Raw genomic sequence first — 24,404 nt, forward strand, 5'->3', positions numbered from 1 at the left:
GCGTGCGTCCGCCTGGTGAGTCATCACACTTCGACCTTGTCTTCAATCACAACGTCCTTCGCCGCCTGTTGCCGAAAGTCCTTTGGCGAGCAGCCCACGATACGTCTGAAAGCATTGCTGAACGCACTCTCGGATGTGTAGCCCAATGACCGCGCAAGCACGTTGACGTGCATCCGGCTCTCCAGAAGCGCCCGCTGCGCGAGGTGCATGCGCCATTTCGTCAGATACGAGAGAGGCGACATCCCGGCAACTGTCTTGAAGTACGCTGCAAAAGTCGCCCGTGACATCGACGCTGCTTGTGCGAGTTCCCGAAGTTGCCAGACGCGGCCGGGGTCGCCATGCATAAGCTGGAGCACCGGCACGAGACGCTTGTCGCTCAGGGCGCGAAGCCATCCGGCAGGTTGGAACCCGCCTGCCTCGAAGTGGGCCCGCAGTATTTGAATGAACATCAAATGCGCGAGTTGATTCGAGGCGATATGCACCCCAGGAAGCGCATCCCGGCGCTCCCGGACAAGTTGTTCGAGTAGCCAGCCAAGGGGTTGCGCTTGCCTCGATGTCCCGCGCACATGGATCAAGGGCGGCAACGCTTCCAGCAGAAACTGGCTGGATGCAGCACTCAACTCGACTTTGCCGCCGATCATGAAAAAGTCATCGCCGTCACCATGATGTACCACGGCGCCGATGCGTCCTTCGAGAACATCAGCGAGATCGACGCGCTCCGCCGCGAGGTCGCTGCCGAGGACGTGTGATCGCGGCGCGCAAAGCAGAAACACGTCTCCGCTTTCGATGCGAGCCGGCGCCGTGTCGTCTTCCAAAAGCAGCCAGCAGCTTCCCCGCACCACGCCCCAGAACTTGACCGTGTCCGCACGCGGGAAATTGATTGCCCAGGCGCCGCCCGCGACAAGTCCACCCGAAATGATGGACCGCGCGTTCATGAGGCTGAGAAAGTCTGAGAAGGGATCGAGCATGATGCTCGGATTCTGACGCAATAAATCCCGACTTTCAAGCATTCAAAATCCAGGTTACTCCACTTAGACTTGGCTGACTGCCTGGGCTCGTTGCCCACGGACCTGAAACCCGAACACCTCGGAAAGGATCTCGACATCATGAAGCGCACCTGGTTTATCACTGGCGTCAACAGCGGCTTCGGCCGTCACATGGCAGAGCAACTTCTTGCGCGGGGCGACCGCGTCGCCGGTACCGTACGTAATCTTAATTCGATGGCCGATCTCAAGGCTCGCCACGGCGACGCGCTCTGGCTCGCAATGCTCGATTTGACGGACGCCGTCGCGATTCGCCGCGTCGTCGATCAGGCGTTCAACGATCTCGGCCGTATCGACGTCGTCGTAAGCAATGCGGGCTACGGACTATTCGGCGCGGCCGAGGAAATGACCGACGAGCAGATCGGACACCAGATCGACACGAATCTCATCGGCTCCATTCAGACAGTTCGCGCAGCGCTTCCCCATCTGCGAAGCCAGGGCGGTGGCCGGATCATCCAGTTGTCCACGATGGGCGGACAAGCGGTATTCCCGGGCGGATCGCTGTACCACGCAAGCAAGTGGGGAATCGAGGGTTTCATCGATTCAGTCGGACAGGAGGTCGCCGTGTTCAACATAGGCTGCACGTTGGTCGAACCCGGCGGTGCACGAACGAACTTCCGCTACCAAAGCGCCCGGCTTTCGCCGAAGCTCGATGCCTATGATGTGTCGCCGGCGCGCATGGCGCATCGAACGGTGGAGGAAGGAACCAGCATTCCGGTTGGTGATCCGGCGAAGATGGCCGCAATCATGATTGCCAGCGCCGACCAGAATCCCGCGCCCAGACGTATAGCGCTCGGCAGCGATGCTTATGGCGTCATGCACAAGCAATTGAGCGATCGTCTCGCGTCGCTGGAAGCACAAAAAGAACTCGCGTTTTCGACAGACTTTCCTTCGGGTAACTAAAGCTTCGGCACGTCAACTGCAAAGAAACACACGATCCTCGGAATAAGACCGGCAGTCGCCACGTTAATACTGTTCGTACCAGGCGAACCGTACACGCCGCGTGCGCAGCGACCATCGGATAGTGAACTTCAGGCTCACACTCCGGCCGCAAGCAAGGAACAATCGCTTGTATTCCCAAGGTGTGTTCGGATGCCACTAATCAGACGAATCAAGGACTTTGCCAAGTCGACGTTGCCCGACTCGATCTTTCTCAGCCTTCTGCACAGGAAGTATGTTGGCCGGTTTCCTAACCTCAGGCGGCCAACGACTTTCAACGAAAAGATCCTGCGGAGAAGCATGGATCCCGACCCCCGTTACGTCCCACTCACTGACAAACTGGCTGTTCGAAGTTATGTCAGTGAGAAACTGGCGCAAAAATATCTGGTCCCGCTGATTGCCGCGCCGGTCGCGTTCACACGCGCAGCGTTCGACGCGTTGCCGGCTTCCTTCGTCATGAAGGCAAATCACGGCAGCAGCTTTGTGGAAGTGGTCAGGGACAAATCGCAAACCTCGTTCGAGAGACTGCAGCACCTGACCGAGCAGTGGCTGCAGACCGATTTTTATAAAGTTTCGAGGGAAAGGCATTACAGCAAAATCAGGCCGCGGATCTTCTTCGAGCAACTGCTTCTCGATGAACGCGGCAAGTTGCCGCCCGACTACAAAGTGCACTGCTTCCGAAGGGGCAACGCGCAGCCGGTCATGTACATCTCGGTCATCTCAGACCGATTCGGCGACACCACTCGCGGCGATATCTTCGACGTGCGCTGGAATCGTCTTGATTTCGTTATCGGTTATTACTCTCGCAGCGAAGAACCACCCGGTGCGCCACCGAATCTGGCAGCGATACTGGACACGGCAAAAACGTTGTCTGAAGGCTTCGATTACGTTCGCGTGGACCTGTATGCGCCTGGCGACAACATCTATTTTGGCGAGCTTACTTTCACGCCCGGTGCCGGCGTCCTGCCTTTCGTTCCCGACCGGATCGATTACGAATGGGGACGGCTCTTACGGGAATGACATTCCCTTTTTCGGCGCTCCCAAACAGCTTCATTCAGGGTTGTTTTCTTCGCAATCCTCCCAATACCGCAGCGGGTCGCGATGTTTTGGATAGCGGGCAGTAAGCCACGCGGACAACCTCGTCCAATCCGGATGGTTGGTGCCCGTTTGAGCAGACCAGATCGATGACCTTTCGAGGACCTGACCAATCGCGCGATCCCGGATCAGCAGGCTGCCCAGTCCGCTTGAACTGTTCGTCTGCGATTCAACCTGGTACCGCGGCAAAACCCTGAGCTCGGCGTCCTTGGCCCACCCATATAGCGCGCGGACCACGCCGGACGAATCGCGCAACTCTATGGGCCCGCTGTCCGGACGAACGGCCGTCCATCCCTCGGGGAACTCGGCAACAATCTCGCTTGCACCTTCCCTCACCCATTTCACGCGTAATGATCGCGTCATTGCCTCGCGCAGGTGAGAGGCAGAGTCATACCCCGCCGGCAATTCGATTGCCGTTGGAAGCGTGATGAGATTGTCTTTCCAGAGCCTGGTTTCATCGTCGACGCGCTTGACGACGTCGAACACCCCCGCTTCGAACGGATTCTCGGGCCGGCTCGATGCCCTGGCATCCCCGGCGGGCAAGCCCTCGAAAAGACGCTCGGCATCCTGGCGAGTCAGTTTTGTTTTCCCTTTTTTCATAAGTCTCTTTGCAGTGCATGAATTCGCCCAACACCTTGGCGCTGACACCCGTTGTGTCAGGCGCCACCTTCGTTCTCAGACACCGTTGCACTCGCCTGCCGCGCTATTCTGCGCCATCCGCATGGTGCCGGCTTGTGCCGCCGCAATCAGCGAGATGCAACGTCACGAATCTTCCAGGACGACGATAGGCGCCGATCCTTGCGCCGCCCGTGGAAACCCCATTTCGACCGTGTGCTCGCGGCCGTCATCGACCAATATCACCTCACCGCCTTGCTGTGGCACACCATCAAGAATGGCGTGCTTCGCGCTATCGATCGCAGCCTCATTGACCGTTATGCGGAACGGCGTATCCCCGTACCGATAAGTCATCTCGAAGGAACGCCAGTTCGCCGGCAAGAGCGGTGCGACGCTCAAGCGATCACCGATCACGCTCAAACCAAGCAACGACTCCACCACCAGCCGGTACATCCAGGCCGCCGAGCCCGTGTACCAGCTCCACCCGCCTCGGCCTTCGTGGGGACTGACGCCATAGACATCGGCCGTCATCACATACGGTTCGACCTTGTACTGCGTGATGGCCGGTCCGCCTCTGCCATGAAGGACGGGGTTGATCATGCGCAGCAATTCCCAGGCGCGCTCGCTGTCACCCAGCGTGGCGAAAGCCATCGTCGCCCATATTGCTGCATGCGTGTACTGGCCGCCGTTTTCACGCACGCCGGGCACATAACCCTTGATATATCCGGGATCGAGCGCCGAACGGTCGAACGGCGGTGCCAGAAGCTGGATCAGCCCGGCGTCGCGCTTCACCAGATATCGATCGAGCGACGCCATAGCCTCGCGCTGCCGGTCAGCGGACCCCGCGCCGGACAACACCGACCAGCTTTGCGCAATCGAATCTATCTTGCATTCGTCATTGGCGGCAGATCCGAGTGCAGTGCCATCGTCGAAATACGCTCTTCTGTACCAATCGCCGTCCCAGCCATGCAGTTCCAGGTTATCGCGCAATAGGACTGCCTGGCTCCGGCAGCGGGTTGCGAACCCGGCATCGCCATGCATGAGCGCGGTGTCGGCGAACTTGAGCAGTACGTCGTAGAGGAAAAAGCCAAGCCACACGCTTTCACCCCGGCCCTGTGCGCCAACGAGGTTCATGCCGTCGTTCCAGTCGCCACTGCCTATTAGCGGGAGCCCGTGAGCGCCCTTCGTCATTCCATGCTCGATCGCGCGAACGCAATGCGCGTAGAGCGTTTCGACCAGCGGCGAAGTTCCCGGCAAGTCGTAGTAAGAGTCCTCGCCGACGTGGACTGCGCGCCCTTCTATGTATCCGACGCGTTCGTCGAGCACGCTGCGGTCGCCTGTAATCGCGACATACCGGCTGGTCGCAACGGCGAGCCACAAGTAGTCGTCCGAGCATTCGGTGCGCACGCCGCGTCCAAGCGGCGGATGCCACCAGTGCTGCACGTCACCCTCCGGGAACTGGTGCGCGGCGCATAAGAGCAAATGCGCGCGGGTGAGCTGCGGTGTGGCGTGAATCATCGCCATGGAGTCCTGCAACTGATCCCTGAATCCAAATGCGCCGCCCGACTGGTAATAGCCGCTGCGAGCCCAGAACCGGCAAGCGATGACCTGGTACATGAGCCAGCCGTTCACAAGCACGTCCACCGCCGGCTCGGGTGTCTTCACCTGCACGCGTCCAAGCGTCGCCCGCCAGTGCTCACGCACTTCATGGAGCGCGCTGGCCGCTGCTGCCGACCCGCGAAACGCCTTCGCAAGACCCTCCACCGACTGCGCATCGTGTGCCGCGCCCATCTGGAAAACTATTTCATGACTGTCGCCATCGGCGATATCGAAGTCCGCTTTCAGTGCCGCGCAGGGATCGAGCCCGGCGCCCGCACGTCCGGACAATCGGGCGTGCCGCATGGCCGCTGGCGCACGAAGGCTGCCATTGCGGCCGATAAACTCGCGGCGATCGCACGTGAAACTCGACACCCCTTCGTCGACGGCGAAGAACCCGACGCGACCGCCGAATTCCATCGAATAGTCGTTGCGGGCAAAGAGCGTCCCCGTCAGCGGATCGGCTTCGGTGACGATGTGCATGGCGGATTTCTCGCGCAGGTCTCCGAGCGTCCACTCCACATAGCCGGTCGCAGAAAGGCGTCGCGCACGACCGGAGACATTGCGGATCTTGAGCACCGAAAACTTGATCGATGCGTGCAACGCGACGTACACCCATAACTCGGACCGGATGCCCTCTTCCTCGTGCTCGAAGACGCTGTATCCAAATCCGTGACGCGTGGTGTATGTGCCGCTGCCGCGCCGGGGCAGCGGCGTGGGCGACCAGTGCTGACCGGTCTCCTCGTCGCGCAAATAAAACGCCTCGCCGCTACTGTCGCTGACAGGGTCGTTGATCCATGGCGTCAGCCTGAACTCGTGTGCGTTCTCGCTCCATGTATAGGCGCCCCCGCTCTCCGAGACGACCGACCCGAATTCCGGATTCGCCAGCACGTTGGACCACGGCGCGGGTGTCGCTTGCCCAGGCTGCAATCTGATGATGTACTCGGCGCCGTCTTCTGAAAAACCGCCATAGGGGTTTTGCAAAATCAGCACGTGCGGCTTTTCGGCAGGATGCCTTTCCAGCGAGGGTTCCTCGGCATACCCCGGCGTCGGCTCGAACGGCGCTTCGCTTGTTTCAGGACGCCGCCGCTCGACTTGCTCGGCAAGGCTTCCTCGCGTGTCGCTCACGATAATGCGGGCGACCGCCTGCATCAGATCACGGTCTTCCCGTGACAATTGCTGGGCAGGTCGAACGAAGATTCCTCCCGGGCGGTCGATCAGGTTGGCTTCCGTGCCCGAAGCGATCAGACCCATGATCAGGTCCTGGAGATCCTGCCTGTACCCGGCATGGTCTTCGTTCCAGATCACGAGGTCGACAGCCAGACCCTTCAGCCTCCAGTACGCGTGCGCCTGCACCATCTGCCGGACCAGTTCGATGTTCGCCATATCGGTGATCTGCAGCAGAACGATAGGCAAGTCGCCTGATATCGACTGGCCCCACAGTCCCGACTGATTGCGGCGATTCGCGCTCAACACGCCGGATTCCGCGCGCAACGAAGCGTTCGCATAGATGATCGATGCCGCCATTTGCTCGTAAAGCCGGGCATCGGAGACCGTTGCGTTCATCTGCCTGAGCGACACCTGGCTATGCGTCCACGCAAGGTCGAACACACGGTCTGCAAGCTGACGGTCGCGATACTTGTTGATGAGGTGCAGGCACCCGTCGCGGCTGTCGCTCATGCCCGTCACGAAGTCGATGGTCGCCGACTGCCCCGGGTTGAGCGTGATCCTGCAACGAATGGAGACGACCGGGTCGAGCACCGACCCCGCGCTGTTGGAGAGCCGGCCCTGTGTGTCGGAACCGTCGTCCATCGCAGCGGGATGCGCCACGTTGCGTCCCCGGCCGATGAAACGGGCACGATCGGTCTCGTACGAAATTGCATCGATATCAACGCCATGCGCCGCCAGCAAGTGGCACATCCATGGCACCACTTCCTTGCTCGACCGGGCGCGCCGCGTGCAGAGGATTGCCTGCAGCGGCTCCAGCAGCTCTGTCTGGACAAACAGGTTGCTGAACGCGCGGTGCGCCGCGTCGGCAATCGCCGGTGCAAGCACGACTTCGCCATAGCTCGTCAGTTCGATGGTCCGCCGGACCCGCGCGCGATTGGTGATGCGAACACGCCGCAGCTCGATATCGTCTTCAGGCGAAACCACGATCTCGGTATGCGAATCGAAATCACGTTCGCGCACACGGAATTCGGCGCGTGCATCGGAGAAAATTGCTTCGTAAAGATCAGGATGCCGAAGCGTCGGCTGATGCGCGCTCGACCAGAATTCGCCGCTTGCAACGTCGCGCAGATAACAGAACATGCCCCAGTTGTCGGAGGTCATGTCCTCGCGCCACCTCGTGACCGACAGATCGCCGCAGCGGCTGTAACCGCCGCCCGCGCTGCTGACCATCACGTGATACCGGCCGTTCGACAACAATTGCACGGAAGGTCTCGGCCGGTCGGGGTCCGTGAAGATCCGCAACTTGGTTTCGGCAATCAGCGCGGCCGAATCCTCGGAAGGCAGCCCGGGCGTCGGCAGGTATTCCGTCGCGGTCTTCGGGATGCGCTCCTGCAACAACAACGTGGTCGCCTTGAACTGCGGGTCAGATTCAAAACGCCGCTGCATGGGTTGCCCCAGCAGGACGCTTGCCAGCGACAACAGGCTCATGCCCTGATGATGCGCCATGTACGACTGGATCACGACCGAGCTCTGGCCGCGAGGCACGCGCGCCTGGGTGTGATCGATGGCTTCGTACAGACCGAATCGGCCGGCCGCGCCGGTTGCGGCGAGACGCTGCAAGTTGCGGCATGCGGCGTCAGGCGCCACCATCAACGCGAGTGCGGTCGCGTAAGGCGCAATGACCACGTCGTCGCCAAGTCCACGCTTGAGCCCGAGCCCGGGCACGCCGAACGCGCGGTACTGGTAATTGAACTGCGCGTCGAGCACGTTGTAGCCGGATTCCGACACGCCCCACGGCACGCCGAGCTGATGACCGTATTCGATCTGCCGGGCGACCGCTGCGCGGCAAGTCTGGTCGAGCAGCGTGCCGTCGTATGTGGGCATGACGAGCATCGGCATCAAGTACTCGAACATCGAACCGGTCCACGACAGCAACACGGGAACACCGCCGGTACTCGTCAGCAAGCGTCCTAATGTGAACCAGCTTTCTTGCGGCAACTGGCCCTGCGCGATGGCAACAAAATTCGTCAATCGTGCTTCAGATGCAAGCAGGTCGTAGAAGCCGGCATCGAGACGCCGTTCGTCCACATTGTATCCAATGCTCAAGAGTTCGCGGCTGCGGTCGTAGAGGAACTTGAAGTCCATCGTGGCAAGCTCGCCCGCCAGTCGTGCCAGGCGTTCAGCTTGCGCAATACGGTCGACCGCCGCGTTCCGTACTTCAATAACGCGCGTGTCCGACGGGTCATGCCACGCGCTCATATCAAGTAGAGCGAGTTGGCGGATGGTCGGCAGGGCTGCACTTGAATCCGGCGCGGCCGTCAGGTCGAAGAGATCGAGCTCATGCGCGATGTCGAGACATTGCGCCTTGAGCGCCCGCGACCAGAAAGCGAGATCGCTGTCAGCGCCGCCCTTGATATCGTGAACGAGCGTGTCCGTCAGGACCGATACCTGGCGCATGACCGCAACTGCTTCGCTAAGCGTGCGCGGCGGCGTTGCCGACGCTGCGCCCAGAAGACCCGAGAGCGGCAGGAATGCGTCGAGATCGAACTCTGCAGCGTGGGCCGCTGCGCGATAGGCATCGAGGGTATCGGCGAGACCCGGGAACACGCGCCGGTCGAACGCCGGTTCGTCGGCCAGTTGCAGCAAGCCGCGGCTCAAGGTCATCAAATGGCCTGCGAGGTTGCCGCTGTCGACCGTCGAGACATAGCGCGGTCCAAGCGCCTCCAGCGTACTCGTGTCGTACCAGTTCAGGAAATGATTGCGATAACGCTCGAGGCCGTCCATGGTCGCAAGCGTCTCCCCGACTCTAGCGAGCATGCGTCCCGCGCTCAGATACCCGAAATCGAACGCCGCCAGATGCGCAAGCAGTCCCATCCCCATGTTGGTCGGCGACGTGCGGCGCGCGATGACCATCGCGCCGGTGGTCGGCATTTCCTGGATGTTGTCGGGCGGCAGCCAGTGGTCGTCGGCGCGGACATACTCGTCGAAGAAAGCCCACGTTTTCCTGGCCAGCGCGCGCAGGAACTGCGTTTCGCCGGCAGCAAAAGCGCTCTCGGTCTGAACAGGTGGCCGGCTGATCCACCATGCAAGCAACGGAGATACCAGCCACGCCAGCGCAAACGGCAATACGGCCGCCAGCGTTTCCGGTGTCCGGATGAACAGTACTATCGACGCTGCCCCAAGCAGCGGGCCGATCGCCATCTGCCTGTAGAGCGCCCTCGGGTCGTTCGTTGCGGCCCGCTCCACCTCGCGCGAAGCATTCCATTGCAGCATCTTCCTGTGGCTGTAACCGACCCGCCAAAGCGTGCGGACAATCGCGTCCATGCTGTACAGCGCTTCGTGTGGCAGCCACGCTAGCCCAAGCAGCGCCCGCGCGAGGTGACGACCTGCCGATTGCGTGGTCAACGCGATATGCCGGCGCAACGGCATGTCGTGCGGTTTCTGGAGCAATTCGATCAGGCTGGCGCTCAGCGGCATTCCCAGACTCAGCGCGACGATCGCGATGGTCCAGACGGCCGGCTGCCAGCCGCTGATCCAGCCGGTCAGCAACATGGCCAGCAAGGCGGCCGGCGCGGCGCTGCGGCGCAGGTTGTCGAACAGTTTCCAGCGGGACAGCAGCGAAAGCGGATTGCGCGCGAGGCCGCCATCCTGTGTCGGCGCCCAAGGGAAAATCCAGGGCAGCAGTTGCCAGTCGCCGCGAATCCATCGATGCCGACGGTTGACGTCCGAGCTGTAACGCGACGGATATTCCTCGTAGAGATGCACGTCGCTCAGCAAGGCGGCGCGCGCATAGCAGCCCTCCACCAGGTCGTGACTGAGGATGCGGTTATCGGGAAAACGCCCCTCTACTGCCTGCTCGAACGCATCGACTTCGTAGATCCCCTTGCCAATGAACGACCCTTCTCGGAACAGATCCTGATACACGTCGGACGCTGCCCGCGTGTACGGATCGATACCGGCATCGCCGCCGAACAGCCGCGCGTATGTCGAGCGTGCCGTGCTCGTCAGACTGACGCTTACGCGCGGCTGGAGGATCGCGTGGCCGGATGTGACCCGTTTCTTGTGCGCGTCGTAGACTGCTGCATTGAGCGGATGCGAAATTGCGCCGATGAACTGGCGGGCTGCATCGCGCGGAAGCTGGGTGTCCGTATCGAGCGTGATCACGTAGCGCACGCGGGGCAACGCCACGATGTTCCCCACGATCAGCGAGAACCGGTCTCGTCCCTCGCCTCGCAGCAGCGCATCGAGTTCAGCGATCTTGCCGCGCTTTCTCTCATGCGCCATCCAGGTTTTTTCTACAGCGTTCCAGCGTCGCGGCCGATGAAACAGGAAGAACCGGTCGCCTTCCGTGTCGCGATACTTTTCGTTCAACGCTTCAATGGCGAACTGCGCGCGGAGCATGAGGCCGGCATCCTGGTCCAGATGCTCGGTGGCCGCGTCCATGAAATCGGACAGCAAGCCGAAATGCAGATGCGGATCGCGATTCGCGAGGAACCGCACTTCGAGCCCTTCCGCCAGGTCCTCGATGTCCTCTGCGCTGCCGATCAACGATGGAATCACGACCAGCGTGCGCATTTGCGCCGGGATGCCCTTGGTGAAATCGAGGCGCGGCAACCAGTCGGGCTGGACCGTCAGCGTGACGGACCAGTTGACCAGATCGATCGCAAGGCGGCTCGCCATGAGCAGCGCGGGCACGGCGAGGAGCGCAATCAGGCCGCTGTGCCAGCCGTGACGATGCGCAGCATCGAGGAACGGCCATGCGAACGCGAACGTGATCAGCGCGGCGAGCGTCAGGTAGATTGGCAAAGGCGCCAGCCGCAGGATGCGACGCCACACCTCGATTGCACTGACCTTCGCTTGCAGATGCCGTTCGAGCAACGCAACGCCATCGCGCAACAGATAAAACCCAACGTGATGTGCGACACCGCGAAGAGGCGTCGCCTTCACGGCATCGCGGGCGAGGTTGATCGCGGCACGCGCCACGATCTCTTCCGGACGCTTGCTCGCACGTGCGAGCCGTTCAACGCTATGCCGGTAGCGGTCGCGCGTGGCGAAGTCCATCGCCCGATAGACGTCGGCTGGATCTTCCCGCAGGACTTGCTCGACAAGACTTGCACTCTCGACGAAATCGCGCCAGTCGGTGGACGAAAGCAAGCGCAGGCTGCTGATGCTGTTGCTGATCGACACCTGGTCGGCCGCCTGCTGCTGCGCTTCCATCTGCACCATGCGGTCGATGCTCAGGCCCGACTCCGCGAGCAACTGTTCGATCCATGTCAGCGGCAACGCCAGGGTCGCGCTCTGACCCTGCAAGCGCCGCGCAAGTTCGGCCACGAAGGAGCTTGCCACCGGCGGCCTGGAGCGCGCCATGTCGGCGACCGTCAGCACCACGCTCTTGGGATCGCGTCCGGCCGTCTCGGTCATGCGGTCCGCCCACTGCCCTGCCAGGTTGCGGTCGTCCAGGTCGGTCGTCACACGGCTCGCAACACGCCGCAGATTTTCGATCAACGCCAGGCGCAACATGATCGGGATGGCCCACAACTCGCCGAGCGTGAGCGGTGTCACCGTCTGATATGCAGCGATGAAGCGGGACAGGCTTTCGTTGTTGACCCGTCCGTCGCCGTGTGAAATGGTCTCCAGCGCGATGCTGTAGACGCGCGGCAATTCGCTCGATGGCCCGTTTGCAAGGCGCGGCAGTTCGCGGCTGTATCCTTTGGGAAGATGGTGACGCGCAATGCGGATCTGTTCTGCGATCAGATAGTAGTTGTCGAGCAGCCACTCGGCAGCGGGCGTGACGCGGTAGCTGCCGAGCGTTGCTTTCGTGAGTCGTTCGTAGGCGTTCAGCAGCGCCGCTTCGTTATTGGTGAGCCGCGGCAGCAGGTGGTCTGACCCTGACCCGGTACTCAAGCGGTGCAGGCCCGCCAGATGCGACCCGTGCAGTTCCATCTGGTCCGCGCTGAAAAGCTCGGCGCGCAACGCGGGCTCTGGCGGCAACGCCCGGGATTGCGTTTTCCATTTTGCGTAGGTGGACAGAAGCAAATTGGGTTTGCGCGTTGATTTGGAGCGGAATAAGTCCATCGATGTCCATGTTGCGTGCGTGACAGCTTTCGGCAGGACGCGCGAAGGCGCTTGGCTATCGTCGGAGAACGAAGTGCCAAGGAAATCCCATGTGAACCACGACGCAAGAGGCGTCATCCCCGATGTGGGCGCCGAATGGGGTAGAGATCAAGGACGCCTGGCGCATGGCATCCGAAACGGGCGCAGAATCCGGCCAGCAAGCGCTGTCAGCGCGGCCGCGCGTGCGCCCCGGCTGGGTTCATTCAATCAACGTTGCGGGGTCCGTTTTAATCGAACGGGCGAATGAACACGCGCCGTTTGGCCGGATCGCTGACGTGCTCAAACAGAGACACGCCTGCGGGTTTGTTGAGCAGATCTTCCTTGATCGTGGCGTGCGCAGCGCCGAAGGTTTGCGCTGCGGCATCGCCAAGTCCGTTGATTCCGCTAAGAATGGGGGCTCTCGCGCAGTAATTCCGCACGAACGTATTTCCTGAATTTTGCAGCAGTGAAACCATCACTTCGAAGTCGTGACCATGTATGCGATGGCTTAAAACGAACTTTCCTTCCCCGTGTTCCGCCAGCAAGCCTTCTACAATACTGCGATTCATTTCTGCAATTCTCCTGTTCGGCAGTCATGCAGCGGCGCTGCGCAACCAGCGACCACGCGTACTCCCCGCGCAGTCGGTGCTGCCTCAGGGGAACACAAATCGGCGGGAAAAGGCTAATTCTTTTTAGGGGAGCGGGATTTCGCCTGTCCGTACCCCATTATTCGCGCCGTTTGCTGGTGGCTGAGGTAGCAGCGACAGCATCCGGTTCCGCCGCATCTCTTTGCCTGCGCGTTCGTGAATGGGGAACGTCGGTCTCTTTTCCGCTCCACCCCACGTGGGCACTAAAAATGCGGAGCGGTTCCTGCCGCTCGACGCGTCTCGCGCGTTTGGAGACGAGCGGTTAATTGCGCTCCCCGTCTGATCGCACAGGCGCCCTCGAACGATCTCTGTTGGCTAATCAATCGACCAAAAGGTGGTTACGCAATGAAACGGAAAATAATGGCAATTGTCTTTTCCACCGTGAGCCTCGCCATGGCGTCGGCCGTCTACGCACAATCAGGCGGTGGGTCCGGCGGCGGCGGTGGATCTGGAGGAGGTTCGAACGGAGGCCAAAAGAGCGCAGGAGCGAGACCGGATGGAACAACCTCTGTCGGAGGCGGCATGGGGACCGGGACGGGTTCGGCACCGGCGCGGGCTCATAAGAAGGGAACCGGCATGAACGGCCACGATAACGGCAGCGCGCCAGCGAAAGGCACTTCGCAAACGACACCCTAGCCTGCCATGTGCAGACTGGGATGTCTGCAACGAAGCCCGCTCCACGCCAAGGATGGGGAATCGACCCGTCCGGGGACGCTGTTGCTGAAAGACTGATGGTTAGCTGTAGGGGCCAGCGATCCTTGGCCTGGTTTCAAAGCCATCCGCTTAGGAGGTCAGGAGGTCTTCCAGCCGGTCAAACTCAAGAGGCTTGAGGGCGTACCCATTGAAGTCACCAAGGCTCACCTCCTGTTCCAATCCGACATGCCCTGTCATCGCGATGATTCGCGAATGTCGGGACAAACCCTCACGCCGGATCGCGGCGCACACTTCCCTGCCGTCTGCATCACCCAGGCGAAGATCCAGCAGGATCAGATCGAAAGTGGTGGCGCGCGCAAGTTCCACTGCGTCATGGCCGTCATATGCGGTGGTGGCTTCGTGCCCCATGGTCGACGCAAGGGCTGCGAGGGCATCCGCAGATGCGCGGTTGTCATCAACAAGCAAGACATTCACGATTTGGCTCCTGACAACAAAGGCGTTTTGATTGCAACTTTAGGCGATAGCCGGGAAAAACGCAGACGATTGTATCGCTTCGAGCCCCGTCCCTGCCCGCACACAGTGTTAGTCCGTGCTGTATGCCAGCCACAGTAGTCAATACCTCATCGACGAAATCCGGACTGTTCATGGGTTCAAGGTCCGTTTCGAATCATGCAATCAGTCGACACCAGCTTTGGTTGCGGACTCGATTGTCTTAAGTAGCACCGGCCAGTCGGGCGAATCAATCGAGACTTCGTCGTAGTGGCTTGCATCGGGAACCACGAGATGACGAATGTCATCGCCCGCGCGGCGCGCTTCGTTTGCGAAGTGCGTCGCAAGCGCGGGCGGCGCTACAGTGTCCAGCTCGCCGTTGATCAGGATCATCGTGGAGCCGATGGGCAGCATGCTTTGCGGCGAGGTGTCGGCGAATACATCCGTGCGACCGGGTTGCGGCTTACCGGTCAGCACGGCGGCGTTTGCGCCGCATGCTCGCTTGATACCGTCTGCATCTCCAAGATCAGGCAGCACGCCAAGCCCGATCACGGTTGGCAGATAGAGCGGGTTGGCCGAATGAAGCGGACTGTCCGGGGCAATGCGATTTCTTGCAGCAGCCCATAGCGCGAGCTGCGCGCCCGCTGAATGTCCGACCACGACCATTCGGGAAAGGTCGATGTTCAAGCGCGCCGCTTCGTCCGAAAGTTTTTGCAGCCCCTGCGCAACGTCGAGATACGTCCCGGGGAAGCCGCCACCCGCTTCGTCGATGCCGCGATACTCGATGTTCCACACCATCCATCCCTTCTCCGCGAGCGCACTGGCGAGAGGCGCGATCTGCCGCAAGCCGCCATACTGATGCGCCCAACAGCCACCATGAAGCAGCACAACGACGGGAAACGGACCGCTGCCACGGGCGCGAAATAGCTCCACGAATTGCGACGGAGCCGGACCGTATGGGATGTGTTCATCTGCGGCGCGCCCATGCATTGCGAGGTACTCCTGCAAATGCAGAGGTTCTGCGCCAAGCGGACCCGCGCATAATGCCGCAGCGATCGTCAACAAGCGAGTGAGGCGTCGAGCGGGCATTGGACTGGAAACATCAAGAGGTTGGAAATGCCGGGTTCGAGCGGCAGAGAGCGAATGAAATTGCGACTCGCACCGCAAGCGCGCTGTATGTGCAGTTGCGCCGCATAGCGTCCTGGCGAGGTGCCGAACGCCTTGCGAAACATGGCGACGAAGCTGCCGGCGCTCTCATAACCGAGGTCGTCCGCAACCTGCTGGACCGAAGACCCCGTGCCACAGACCGCCTTCCATCTCGCAGGTGAGTACGCCACGGTGCAGCGCAAGCAATTCGCCCCTGGAGTGACAATGAAAAACCGTTTCGTGACGACTGACACCGACGCGAACCGAACCGCCCGAACTGAAGGTCACAACCGGTCGAGGCACGAGATCCGGCTCCACAAGCTCGATGGGGTTGGAGAAGTCACTTGGCGCAGGCATGTGATCGATCGGCCTTCGGTGGCAAAATTACGTTTGGCGTGATTTCACCATGATTTGGCAAACTCGACCAATGTCGCCAAGCTTTCCAGCACCTGCCATGCACCACGCGCTGATTGATCTTAAGCCGGTGCAAGCCGGCAGACGCATAACCCGTACGTCGAAGCCCGTGTTTCAAAAGAGTTCGGTACGCTGACTTGCGTGCTACGCTTACCTTGAGCCGGCATGGCTACATCCACTAGTCAGCTCCCCGCAATCTTCCGTACCTACAATAGCTTCTGCAGCGCCTCCCGAATCGCAACTCAAAGGAATCGATAAAATTGGAAACGATCAAGGTCTCCAGTTGGCAAGAGTTCACCGACCTGAGTCTGGCACTCGACGGATGGGCATTTCGAGGCCAGCAGGACGCCAACTGGTTATTGCAGAGTTCGCTCGCACGCTACCTGTCATCGTTCGTTCACAACGCATCCAACTGGCGCGTACAGGAACAGCGGGCAATACGCATCTTCCGGCGCAAGGCGCATACTTACATTGCCGATGCACGCGTGCTGTCAGATGACCTTCGATGCCTTGGATTGATGCAGCATCATGGCGCGCCGACAAGGCTGCTCGATTTCACCAAATCTCCCTACGTAGCAGCGTTCTTCGCACTGGAACGCGCCATTGGCGAGTCCGCCGTCTACGCAGTGAATACGCCTGCTCTCTACACTGACCGCGCAATACCGAAAACGGCGCCCGATCTCACGCGCGACATGATCGATCCCCGCAGAGCAGGGAACTTCGAAAAGTATTTTCTTCCCGATACCAACCCGATCATCTGGTTTGGCGAGCCGACCGAGATGGACCGGCGGCTGATTGCTCAAGCGGGAACGTTCATGGTGCCGGGCCTGCTGCACGAACCGCTCGACAAGATCTTCGATCATTACGCGAGTGACGACGATCTGGTCCGGAAGATCGTTATCCCGTTCTCAGTGCGAGACGAAGGAATGCGCTCGCTGTACCGGATGAACATCACTAACGCGTCGTTGTTCCCGGATCTGGAAGGGCTGGCTCGTTCGATCGCGCTCGAGCTCGAGGTGGTCTGGCCGAAGTTGTGAGCCCTGCGTTACCGACCATCATGAAGGGACTTCTTCCGAAGCCTCGGCACTTATCGCCGATGAAAGCCCCTTGCTCGTCGATGGCGCCGGCTCTGCCGGAGGCGCATCGAACAACGGTTTCTCCGGATGAACGAACAACCAGAGCACGGTCCCCAGCCCCGTCGCCAACGCGATGACAACCAGAGCGCTCGCCCAGTTTCCCGTCAGCTTGACCATGAGCGCAACGCTCATGGGCCCCGCCACGTTCGACGCAGCGCCCCATAGGTTGGTCCAGCCCGACATCACGCCCGTGAAGCTCCGGCCCAGGTCCTGCGTGGCGGACCACACGACGACCTGCACGAATCCCACCGCAGCAAACGACAAACACAAGAACCCGATGACCGCAGCAATGTTGACAGCGAATGATGCGAGGCACAGCGTCACCGCGCTGACAAGGAAGCCCGCCATTGCAACCGGCACACGTGCCGCCCACACCGATTGAGTTCGCTTCAATATCTTGTCGCAAACGATACCCGCTGCAAACACCGCCACGAATACCGCAATCCATGGCAGCGATGCAGCGAACCCCATCGACTTGAGCGACAGTCCTCGTGCACGCATCAGGTATGTAGGCAGCCAGGTCGTGTAGAAGCTCTGGATCAAGACCAGCAGAAAGTACTGGATGCCGAACAGCCAGAAACGAGGATGCTTCAGGCACTTCAAAAATACGCCCTTCGTCGCGACTTCGGATTCCGTTTGCCCCGCCGCAATGTAAGCCGCCTCCTCCGTACTGATCAAAGGATGTTTTGCGGGAACATCGCGATAACCAAACCACCATGCAACGCCAAGCAGGATGCCTATTGCGCCGAACACATAGAAGACGGAGTGCCAGCCGAATTGCAGGATCATCCACGCGGTAAGCGGCGCGGAGACGATCGGCCCGAGGTACAGGCCGCCAAGAAGAAAGGAATTCCCCTTTGCGCGTTCACTCTTCGGAAACCAGCGCTTCACTGCAAGCACGCCGCTCGACCAGTCAGCGGACTGCGCTCCGCCAAGCAAGGCCCGGCAACCGACGAGCCAGTTGAACCCCGTTCCCAGCGGCGTCAGGATCATCATGAAAGACCACAGCGCGCTCGTTCCCGCCAGAACCTTGCGTGAACCATGCCGCTCGGCCAGACGACCCGCAGGAACCTGCCCCAGAGCGTAGGCCCAGAAATACACAGTCAGGATGACCGACATCTCGACCAGCGAGAGGCCCAGCTCTTTCTGAATGGTGGGCGCCGCAATCGTCATGGCCGCCCGATCCAGCGTCATCACGAAGGTGATGGGAGCGACCAGCATCGAAACAATCCCCCACCGCAACTTGCCGATCTTGTTTGGCATTTAATCACTCCAGGTGATAACGGTCACACGGATTATAGGAAACCAAAAGAAACTGGATTCACGTCCCCAATATTCGAGGGATCATGCAGAAATGCTGACGGAGCGAGCAAGCCGTTCCGTGGATATATGATGCGTGGAGAGACCATTGGCGGACTGGGCCGCAGCGGACACGTGTTCCGCGTCATCACCGTGGATCTGGAACAGCGCGTCGCCGGCTTCCACGGTTTGTCCGACAGACACGAGCAAGTCCACGCCGGCGCTCAGGTCGTCCGGCGCGCCCGCTGCGCGCGCCACGCCTGCAATCGCCCACCCGTCGACACTCGTAACGACGCCGCTGCGCTGCGCCACGACCTTGCGCACATGTTTGCCGGGCAAGACCGGATGTGCCCGGCGACCTTGTGCATCGATAATGCGTTCAAACGACGCCAGCGCTTGTCCCGAAGCAAGAAGGGACTCAGCCACTTCCCGCCCCTTCGCCACTGTTTCCACGCCCGGTGCCCAGGCGAGAATCTCCGCGGCGAACAGCAGCGCCTTTTCCCGCAGGTCGGCGGGCGCATCTGCCGCGTTGGTCAGCACCAGTCTGACGTCGCGCACTTCCAGCGCAGGTCCCACGCCGCGCCCGACTGGCCCCCGGCCATCGGTCACCATGGCCTTGACGTGCATGCCCAGGCCTGTGCCGACGTATTCGAAAAGCTGGCCTAGCGCGCGCGCCTCGGCTTCATCTTTCAGCTTGGCACGCGGGCCGTAAGGCAAATCGATGATCACATGCGTGGAGCCAGCCGACCATTTCTTCGACAGGATGGATGCGACCGACCAGCGGTTCGAATCGAGTCCCAGCGGCCGGGTGAATGCGTTGATCCGGTCATCGATCATTGAATGATTCAGGCGTCCGTTCCATGCAATGCAGCCACGCGCCTCCTGTACGCACCGCTGCACTTCCGCCCGAGTGAGGTCGACTCGGGCGACAGTCTCCATCGCGTCCGCGGTGCCTGCTGCCGACGTGATCGCACGTGACGATGTCTTCGGCATCGCGAGGCCGAACGCCGTGACGATCGGTACGACAATCAGCGTGATGCGGCTGCCGGGAATGCCGCCCATTGAATGCTTGTCAACGAGCATGGGTTCATTCCATTCGATGCGGGGTGACAGCCGTGCGCGCACCTTTGCAAGAGCCAGCACTTCACGGTCGCTCAGATGCTGAGATGCCTGCAGAAGAAAGGCGTTGATATCGCGATCGGAATAGCGCAACGCGAGAATGTCATCGAGCACCGCGCCGTATTCGGTTTCATTGAGTGCATCGCCGGCAAGCTTGGCTTTCATCGCGGCCATGCTCGGCGCAGGCGGTTGGGTCGCACGGTCAAGCGCCGCGATGAAACGTCCGATGCCCTGCTCCAGCGTTCCATCGTTCGATACCCTGACGACTTCGACATCCGCCGGGAAAGGTTCGACCTTGCGCATCACGCGTTGCCGGACCTCTTCCGGCGTTTCCCGGCCCCGGGCGAGAATGCGCTCGGCGAGCACGGAAACCGGTGCACTCACCTCGATGACGACCAGATTCGGAACACAAGCGCGAAGCGCCTCGACCATCGCGCGAGATCCGTTGGCAATGACGTGGCGGCCATGCGCCAAGACACCGAGCAATTCGCGGCGCAAACCGTATTTCAAGCCATGCGCGGACCACGTAATCAGGAATCCGCCCTGACGTTCCAGCGCGGAAAACTCGGCTTCGCCCAGCGCTTCGTGGTCTTCTCCCGGCGAACCGTGAGCCCGGGTGATGACCCTTCGTGCGATCTCGAACGGACGGTCTGCACCACGCACCGCATCGATAAGCGAGTCCTTGCCGGCGCCACTCGGGCCCACAACAAAAAAGAAGATTCCGTCGGACATTGCGCGATTACTCCGCTTCGTCCAGACCGATGTCCACACACAAGGAAGCCTGGTTGATCTTGCTGGTGGAAATATAGTCCACGCCCGTCTTCGCAATTTCGCCGATGGTCGTGAGGTTGATGCCACCGGATGCTTCCAGTTTCGTGCGGCCACCGACGAGTTCTACAGCCTTCGACATCTCCTGCACCGACATGTTGTCCAGCATGATGACGTCCACGCCGGCATCGAGCGCTTCCTGAACCTGTTCCAGCCGGTCGCATTCCACTTCGAGCTTCGTCAGTACAGGCAGTTGACGGCGCGCCCGTTGCACAGCTTTCGCAATGCCACCGCATACAGCAATGTGGTTGTCCTTGATCATCACGCCATTGTCGAGTCCAAGCCGATGATTCAGGCCGCCGCCGCACGTGACGGCATGCTTCTCCAGCATGCGAAGCCCCGGGGTGGTCTTGCGCGTATCGATGAGGCAAGCGCGCGTGCCTTCCACCGCTTTCACGTATTCGGCCGTGAGGTTGGCGATACCCGACATACGCTGCACGATATTGAGCGCCGTACGTTCCGCGGTCAGTACGCTCCTCGCGTTCCCGCGCACATCGAGCATGACAGCGCCCTTTTTCAGCCGGTCGCCGTCGCTGACACGCACCGCCACTTCCAGCGTGGGGTCATAGCGCTTGAACACACGGGCCGCCACGTCGATGCCTGACACGATCAGGTCCTCGCGGGCGTTCATGTAGAAGGCGCCGGTTTCATTCGCCTCGATCATGACCTGAGCGGTCAGGTCGCAGTATCCGATGTCTTCTGCCAGCCACGTATCGATCAGTCGGTCGGTTTGAAATACGTCGTACATTGCCATCTCCAGAGTTTTGTAAAAAGATCAAACAAAAAAAATGTGCAGGAAACTGCTTTCAGCTTCGTGTGCATGCCTAAACATATTGTCTGGAACGGGCTTGCAATTGCCCACTCGATTTGGGCCGATTTCGCGGCCTCGTCTTTTAAATATGTTCTTCAGAACTCGAAGCACCTGCCTCAGGACCACATCGCGATTTACTTAGTGCTCTAAGTTGATGGACTAACTCTAGCGTACACATTATTTTTTTCCAAGCAGTTTTCGTATTGTTTTTTTGGTGCACAAGCGCCATTTTTTGGTGATAGTTTGCTGCATGTGCACATTTATCGGGAAAACCTCAATGGACTGGTTGGCCGACAAGCGCCTCGATAAAACTGCGTATATAGCGTGTACGCTATATACGCACGAAATCATGGTGGCTGAGCCTGGCGAAACCAACGGTCGTGAACAGGAAGCAATGCGCTGATTGCCCCACTCCGCTTGCTCCTCAACCGGTATCATCATTCTTCTCCCACAGGAAAAACAAAGAATGAGCCGACCTGAATTCATCAAACACTGGACCGAACTGGAAGAAGCCGAGGCGCACGTGTATCGCGGTGACACGGAACGCATGGCGCTCGACGCACCCCTTTCCGATGCACTCGGCATCACGCGTATTGGCATTCATCATGTAAGACTTCTGCCGGGACGGCGGACGTCATATCCGCACGCTGAAAGTACGGAGCAGGAGTTTGTGTACGTGCTCGAAGGCAAGCCGGATGTCTGGATCGACGGAGTGCTGCACGCCATTACAGAAGGCGATTCTGTTGCGTTCCCGGCAGGGACCGGGATCTGCCACACGTTTATCAACAACACGGAAGAGGAAGTCAGGCTGATGGTGATAGGCGAGCGTCCGCGCGACGACAACCGCATACGTTATCCGCTTAACGAAGCTTACGAACGTGCGCGCCCGGATCGCTGGGTGGACTGGCCCACGAGAACGCTCGGCGAGCATGACGGCATGCCCGATTGAAGCAGCAGGGTCTCCCGGCCAGTCAAACTTCCTTGATCACGCGAGCGACTGCAGGCACGCGCCGTCCTGTCTGCAAAAGATAGACTCCGCCGAGGACGCACGACATCGCGACCAGATCGAGGGGCCTGATGGATTCATGTGCGAACCACACGCCCATTAGAAGTGCGATGACCGGCGGAATGTAGGTGACGCCTGACGCGGCAATCGCACCCAGCCTCCTTACGATGAAGTAACAAAGAATATATGCCGCGCCCGTCCCGAGCAGTCCCAAGCCGAGGACGAGGCCGGTCAACGCCCGCAGGTCATCTGCGATTCGAGTGACGCCGCGAAAATCCGTTATGCACACAATGATGGCCAGTGCCAGCCCGATCTGATAGGTGGAAAGCGCGACCGGGGATATGTCAAGTTTCGATATAAACCTGCGCGCATAGACAAATGAACACCCTACGCTCATCGAGCCCGCAATCATGTAAAGCACGCCCGGCAAGCTCACGGCCGAAGTAGATGCAGCCCATGGCCGGGCGATCAGCAGGACACCGGCAAATCCACAGACCACGCCCGCGATCATGCGCCCTGTCGGACGTTCGGCACGAAGCAGGGCCCAGGCGCATACGAACGCGAACAGCGGTATGGCGCCGCTCAGCATGCCGGCCACGCTCGACGGCAGCAACGATGCACCCTTGGCGAACGCATAGTAGTACACCACCGTGGCCAATACGGACATGACGACAAAATGGTGGGCATGCCGGGCGTGGCGCCATTTCAGGGATCGCGACAAAAGCGCATATACGAGCAGCGGTACAAAACCGAACAGCACCCTCAACGCTACGATCTGCACGGGCGTGATCATCACGCTTGCCCATTTCATGAACAGAAAGTTCGTACCCCATATCAAACCCAATAAAGCGAATGCCGGATATGCGGGGTTCATGGTCACACCACCTTCAATGGTTGATCCGGTTGTTCGATTGAACCCGGATTTAAGACGCCGCCCGAAATGGTTTTCGCGGCCAGATCGGCCGCTACTTCGGTGCGTAATGCATCTCTCCGTTGCCGTACGACCAGTCCTCGCGGTTGACATCGACCAGATTGATGCAGATGTCTTCCTTTCGCAGGCCGGTTCTTTCATGGATGCCATTCGCCACCGCAAGATAAAACGCTTTCTTCACTTCAATGCTGCGTCCTGCATTCCATGTCACCTGGATCAACACGATCTCCGGCGTATAACTCACACCGAGATATCCCTCTTTCGGGTAAATGATTTCGTTCGCGGCATGACGCGAAAATACCTGGAACTTGTCGTGCACGGGCACGTTCGCCACGGTGATCATGGCTTCGTAGATGGCATCGCTGATGCCACTGACCACTTCCGGGGATGCATCCCTGGACAAATCGACTCTGACTAACGGCATCTTGTTACCTCGGCTAGTGATTGAAAAAACGGGCTTGAACCGCATTCCCATCATGGACGCAGGCTGACGATGCGATTTGAAGAATCTTGCGGTTTATTTAACGGATGGTGCTTGGCGAGACGCCATAGAAGCGGCGGAATTCACGGCTGAAATGGGCCTGGTCTGCGTAGCCGACCCTGATCGCCACTTCGCGAAGCGGGTGACCTTTGAGCAACAACCGCCTTGCCTGGTCGACGCGCCGTTGCATCAGATAGGCGTGGGGCGGCAAGCCGACAGCAAGCTTGAACTGACGCAACAAATGGAAGGAACTCAGGCCGGCTGCAGTGGCGATTTCATCGAGTGTCGGGTTCGCTTCAATGCAACTGTCGATATATTCACGCGCACGCGTGACTGCACCAGACGCGGCGCCCGGCAGAAAGCCAGGCCGCTCGCCCTGTCCGTGGCGCGACGCGAGCTGGCGAAGCGCCAGCGTAAGCCGGGTGCTTTTTTCCAGCCACGACACGTCCGGTGATTCCGAGCACGAATGCGCTGCCCGCATCACGCGAACCAAGGCGGGATCGTCGATTACAGGGTCATTGAAATACGGTAAGGCACTTTCCGGCAATGCTCCCTCAATACCAAGGATGTTCGCCAGTGCCGAACGCGGCAGATAGATCATCCGATAGTCCCATCCGCCCTCGGTCGCCGGGCCGCCCTCGTGGAACTGGCCCGGGTTGATTACGCAGATCGTGCCGGCCGGCATGACCGTGCGCTCGCGCTGGCCTTCGGAAAACATCTGCGCGCCACGTTCGATAAAACCAAGCGCGTATTCGTCGTGGGAATGCTGCGGGAAGGTATGCGTCGGATAGGTCGCACGCAGGAACTCTGTATTGAACAACGACGGCTCGCGCCAGAGCTTCGCGCGATTTTCCTGCGGCGGCAAAATGAAGTCATTCATGGGCCGCCGTCC

The 24,404-nt window shown here is 60.1% G+C and carries 18 protein-coding genes; 5 read left to right on the forward strand and 13 right to left on the reverse strand.

Annotated features, from left to right (window positions below; translation table 11 throughout):
• Positions 1-23 precede the first annotated feature (23 nt).
• A complete protein-coding gene (locus tag AXG89_RS16770) occupies positions 24-1,010 on the reverse strand; it encodes an AraC family transcriptional regulator (protein WP_069638387.1) in 987 nt (328 codons plus the stop codon).
• Between the two features lie 96 nt (positions 1,011-1,106).
• Here AXG89_RS16770 and AXG89_RS16775 point away from each other — a divergent pair, with 96 nt between their 5' ends.
• Positions 1,107-1,946: an SDR family oxidoreductase gene (locus tag AXG89_RS16775; RefSeq protein ID WP_062171012.1), complete on the forward strand. Its 840-nt coding sequence runs from the start codon at positions 1,107-1,109 to the stop codon at positions 1,944-1,946.
• A gap of 189 nt (positions 1,947-2,135) precedes the next feature.
• Positions 2,136-3,002 (forward strand): ATP-grasp fold amidoligase family protein, encoded by an 867-nt coding sequence (locus AXG89_RS16780; RefSeq protein WP_062171015.1) that lies wholly within the window; start codon positions 2,136-2,138, stop codon positions 3,000-3,002.
• 30 nt (positions 3,003-3,032) lie between these two features.
• Here AXG89_RS16780 and AXG89_RS16785 read toward each other — a convergent pair whose 3' ends face one another.
• The 6 genes from AXG89_RS16785 to AXG89_RS44640 form a co-directional block, all read right to left on the reverse strand.
• Positions 3,033-3,677 carry a hypothetical protein gene (locus AXG89_RS16785; protein WP_062171017.1) on the reverse strand — a complete coding sequence of 215 codons (645 nt, stop codon included), beginning with the start codon at positions 3,675-3,677 and terminating at the stop codon, positions 3,033-3,035.
• 162 nt (positions 3,678-3,839) lie between these two features.
• On the reverse strand, positions 3,840-12,533 hold the full coding sequence (locus tag AXG89_RS16790) for a GH36-type glycosyl hydrolase domain-containing protein (RefSeq protein WP_062172552.1): 8,694 nt from the start codon (positions 12,531-12,533) through the stop codon (positions 3,840-3,842).
• 266 nt (positions 12,534-12,799) lie between these two features.
• The gene (locus AXG89_RS16795) at positions 12,800-13,120 is read right to left on the reverse strand and encodes a hypothetical protein (RefSeq protein WP_062171019.1); all 321 of its coding nucleotides are present in this window, start codon (positions 13,118-13,120) and stop codon (positions 12,800-12,802) included.
• Positions 13,121-13,981: 861 nt separating this feature from the next.
• Positions 13,982-14,326: a response regulator gene (locus AXG89_RS16800; RefSeq protein ID WP_062171021.1), complete on the reverse strand. Its 345-nt coding sequence runs from the start codon at positions 14,324-14,326 to the stop codon at positions 13,982-13,984.
• Between the two features lie 201 nt (positions 14,327-14,527).
• Positions 14,528-15,331: an alpha/beta hydrolase gene (locus tag AXG89_RS16805; RefSeq protein WP_062171023.1), complete on the reverse strand. Its 804-nt coding sequence runs from the start codon at positions 15,329-15,331 to the stop codon at positions 14,528-14,530.
• Between the two features lie 68 nt (positions 15,332-15,399).
• The gene (locus tag AXG89_RS44640) at positions 15,400-15,741 is read right to left on the reverse strand and encodes a helix-turn-helix domain-containing protein (RefSeq protein ID WP_205583077.1); all 342 of its coding nucleotides are present in this window, start codon (positions 15,739-15,741) and stop codon (positions 15,400-15,402) included.
• Positions 15,742-16,161: 420 nt separating this feature from the next.
• Between AXG89_RS44640 and AXG89_RS16815 the strand changes: the two genes are divergently transcribed.
• The gene (locus AXG89_RS16815) at positions 16,162-16,938 is read left to right on the forward strand and encodes an FRG domain-containing protein (RefSeq protein ID WP_062171026.1); all 777 of its coding nucleotides are present in this window, start codon (positions 16,162-16,164) and stop codon (positions 16,936-16,938) included.
• An 18-nt stretch (positions 16,939-16,956) separates the two neighbouring features.
• On the opposite strand, the gene AXG89_RS16820 is transcribed toward AXG89_RS16815, so the two are convergent.
• The 3 genes from AXG89_RS16820 to nadC form a co-directional block, all read right to left on the reverse strand.
• Complete coding sequence (locus tag AXG89_RS16820; protein ID WP_062171028.1) at positions 16,957-18,300, reverse strand: MFS transporter; 1,344 nt, start codon at positions 18,298-18,300, stop codon at positions 16,957-16,959.
• Positions 18,301-18,381: 81 nt separating this feature from the next.
• Positions 18,382-20,187 carry a phosphonate metabolism protein/1,5-bisphosphokinase (PRPP-forming) PhnN gene (phnN, locus tag AXG89_RS16825; protein WP_062171031.1) on the reverse strand — a complete coding sequence of 602 codons (1,806 nt, stop codon included), beginning with the start codon at positions 20,185-20,187 and terminating at the stop codon, positions 18,382-18,384.
• 7 nt (positions 20,188-20,194) lie between these two features.
• Positions 20,195-21,031, reverse strand: a complete 837-nt coding sequence (gene nadC / locus AXG89_RS16830; protein WP_062171034.1) for a carboxylating nicotinate-nucleotide diphosphorylase — start codon at positions 21,029-21,031, stop codon at positions 20,195-20,197.
• 340 nt (positions 21,032-21,371) lie between these two features.
• Here nadC and AXG89_RS44155 point away from each other — a divergent pair, with 340 nt between their 5' ends.
• The gene (locus AXG89_RS44155; RefSeq protein ID WP_256701236.1) at positions 21,372-21,497 is read left to right on the forward strand and encodes a hypothetical protein; all 126 of its coding nucleotides are present in this window, start codon (positions 21,372-21,374) and stop codon (positions 21,495-21,497) included.
• 63 nt (positions 21,498-21,560) lie between these two features.
• A complete protein-coding gene (locus AXG89_RS16835; protein WP_062171036.1) occupies positions 21,561-22,043 on the forward strand; it encodes a cupin domain-containing protein in 483 nt (160 codons plus the stop codon).
• Positions 22,044-22,065: 22 nt separating this feature from the next.
• Here the strand turns inward: AXG89_RS16835 and AXG89_RS16840 are convergent, their stop codons facing one another.
• The 3 genes from AXG89_RS16840 to AXG89_RS16850 form a co-directional block, all read right to left on the reverse strand.
• Entirely contained in the window at positions 22,066-22,974 is a 909-nt protein-coding gene (locus AXG89_RS16840) for a DMT family transporter (RefSeq protein WP_062171038.1), read from the reverse strand.
• Positions 22,975-23,065: 91 nt separating this feature from the next.
• Positions 23,066-23,455 carry a tautomerase family protein gene (locus AXG89_RS16845; RefSeq protein WP_062003028.1) on the reverse strand — a complete coding sequence of 130 codons (390 nt, stop codon included), beginning with the start codon at positions 23,453-23,455 and terminating at the stop codon, positions 23,066-23,068.
• 97 nt (positions 23,456-23,552) lie between these two features.
• The gene (locus AXG89_RS16850; RefSeq protein ID WP_062171039.1) at positions 23,553-24,392 is read right to left on the reverse strand and encodes an AraC family transcriptional regulator; all 840 of its coding nucleotides are present in this window, start codon (positions 24,390-24,392) and stop codon (positions 23,553-23,555) included.
• Positions 24,393-24,404: the final 12 nt, after the last annotated feature.

The organism is Burkholderia sp. PAMC 26561, assembly GCF_001557535.2.
In the GTDB taxonomy this organism is placed as follows: Bacteria; Pseudomonadota; Gammaproteobacteria; order Burkholderiales; family Burkholderiaceae; genus Caballeronia.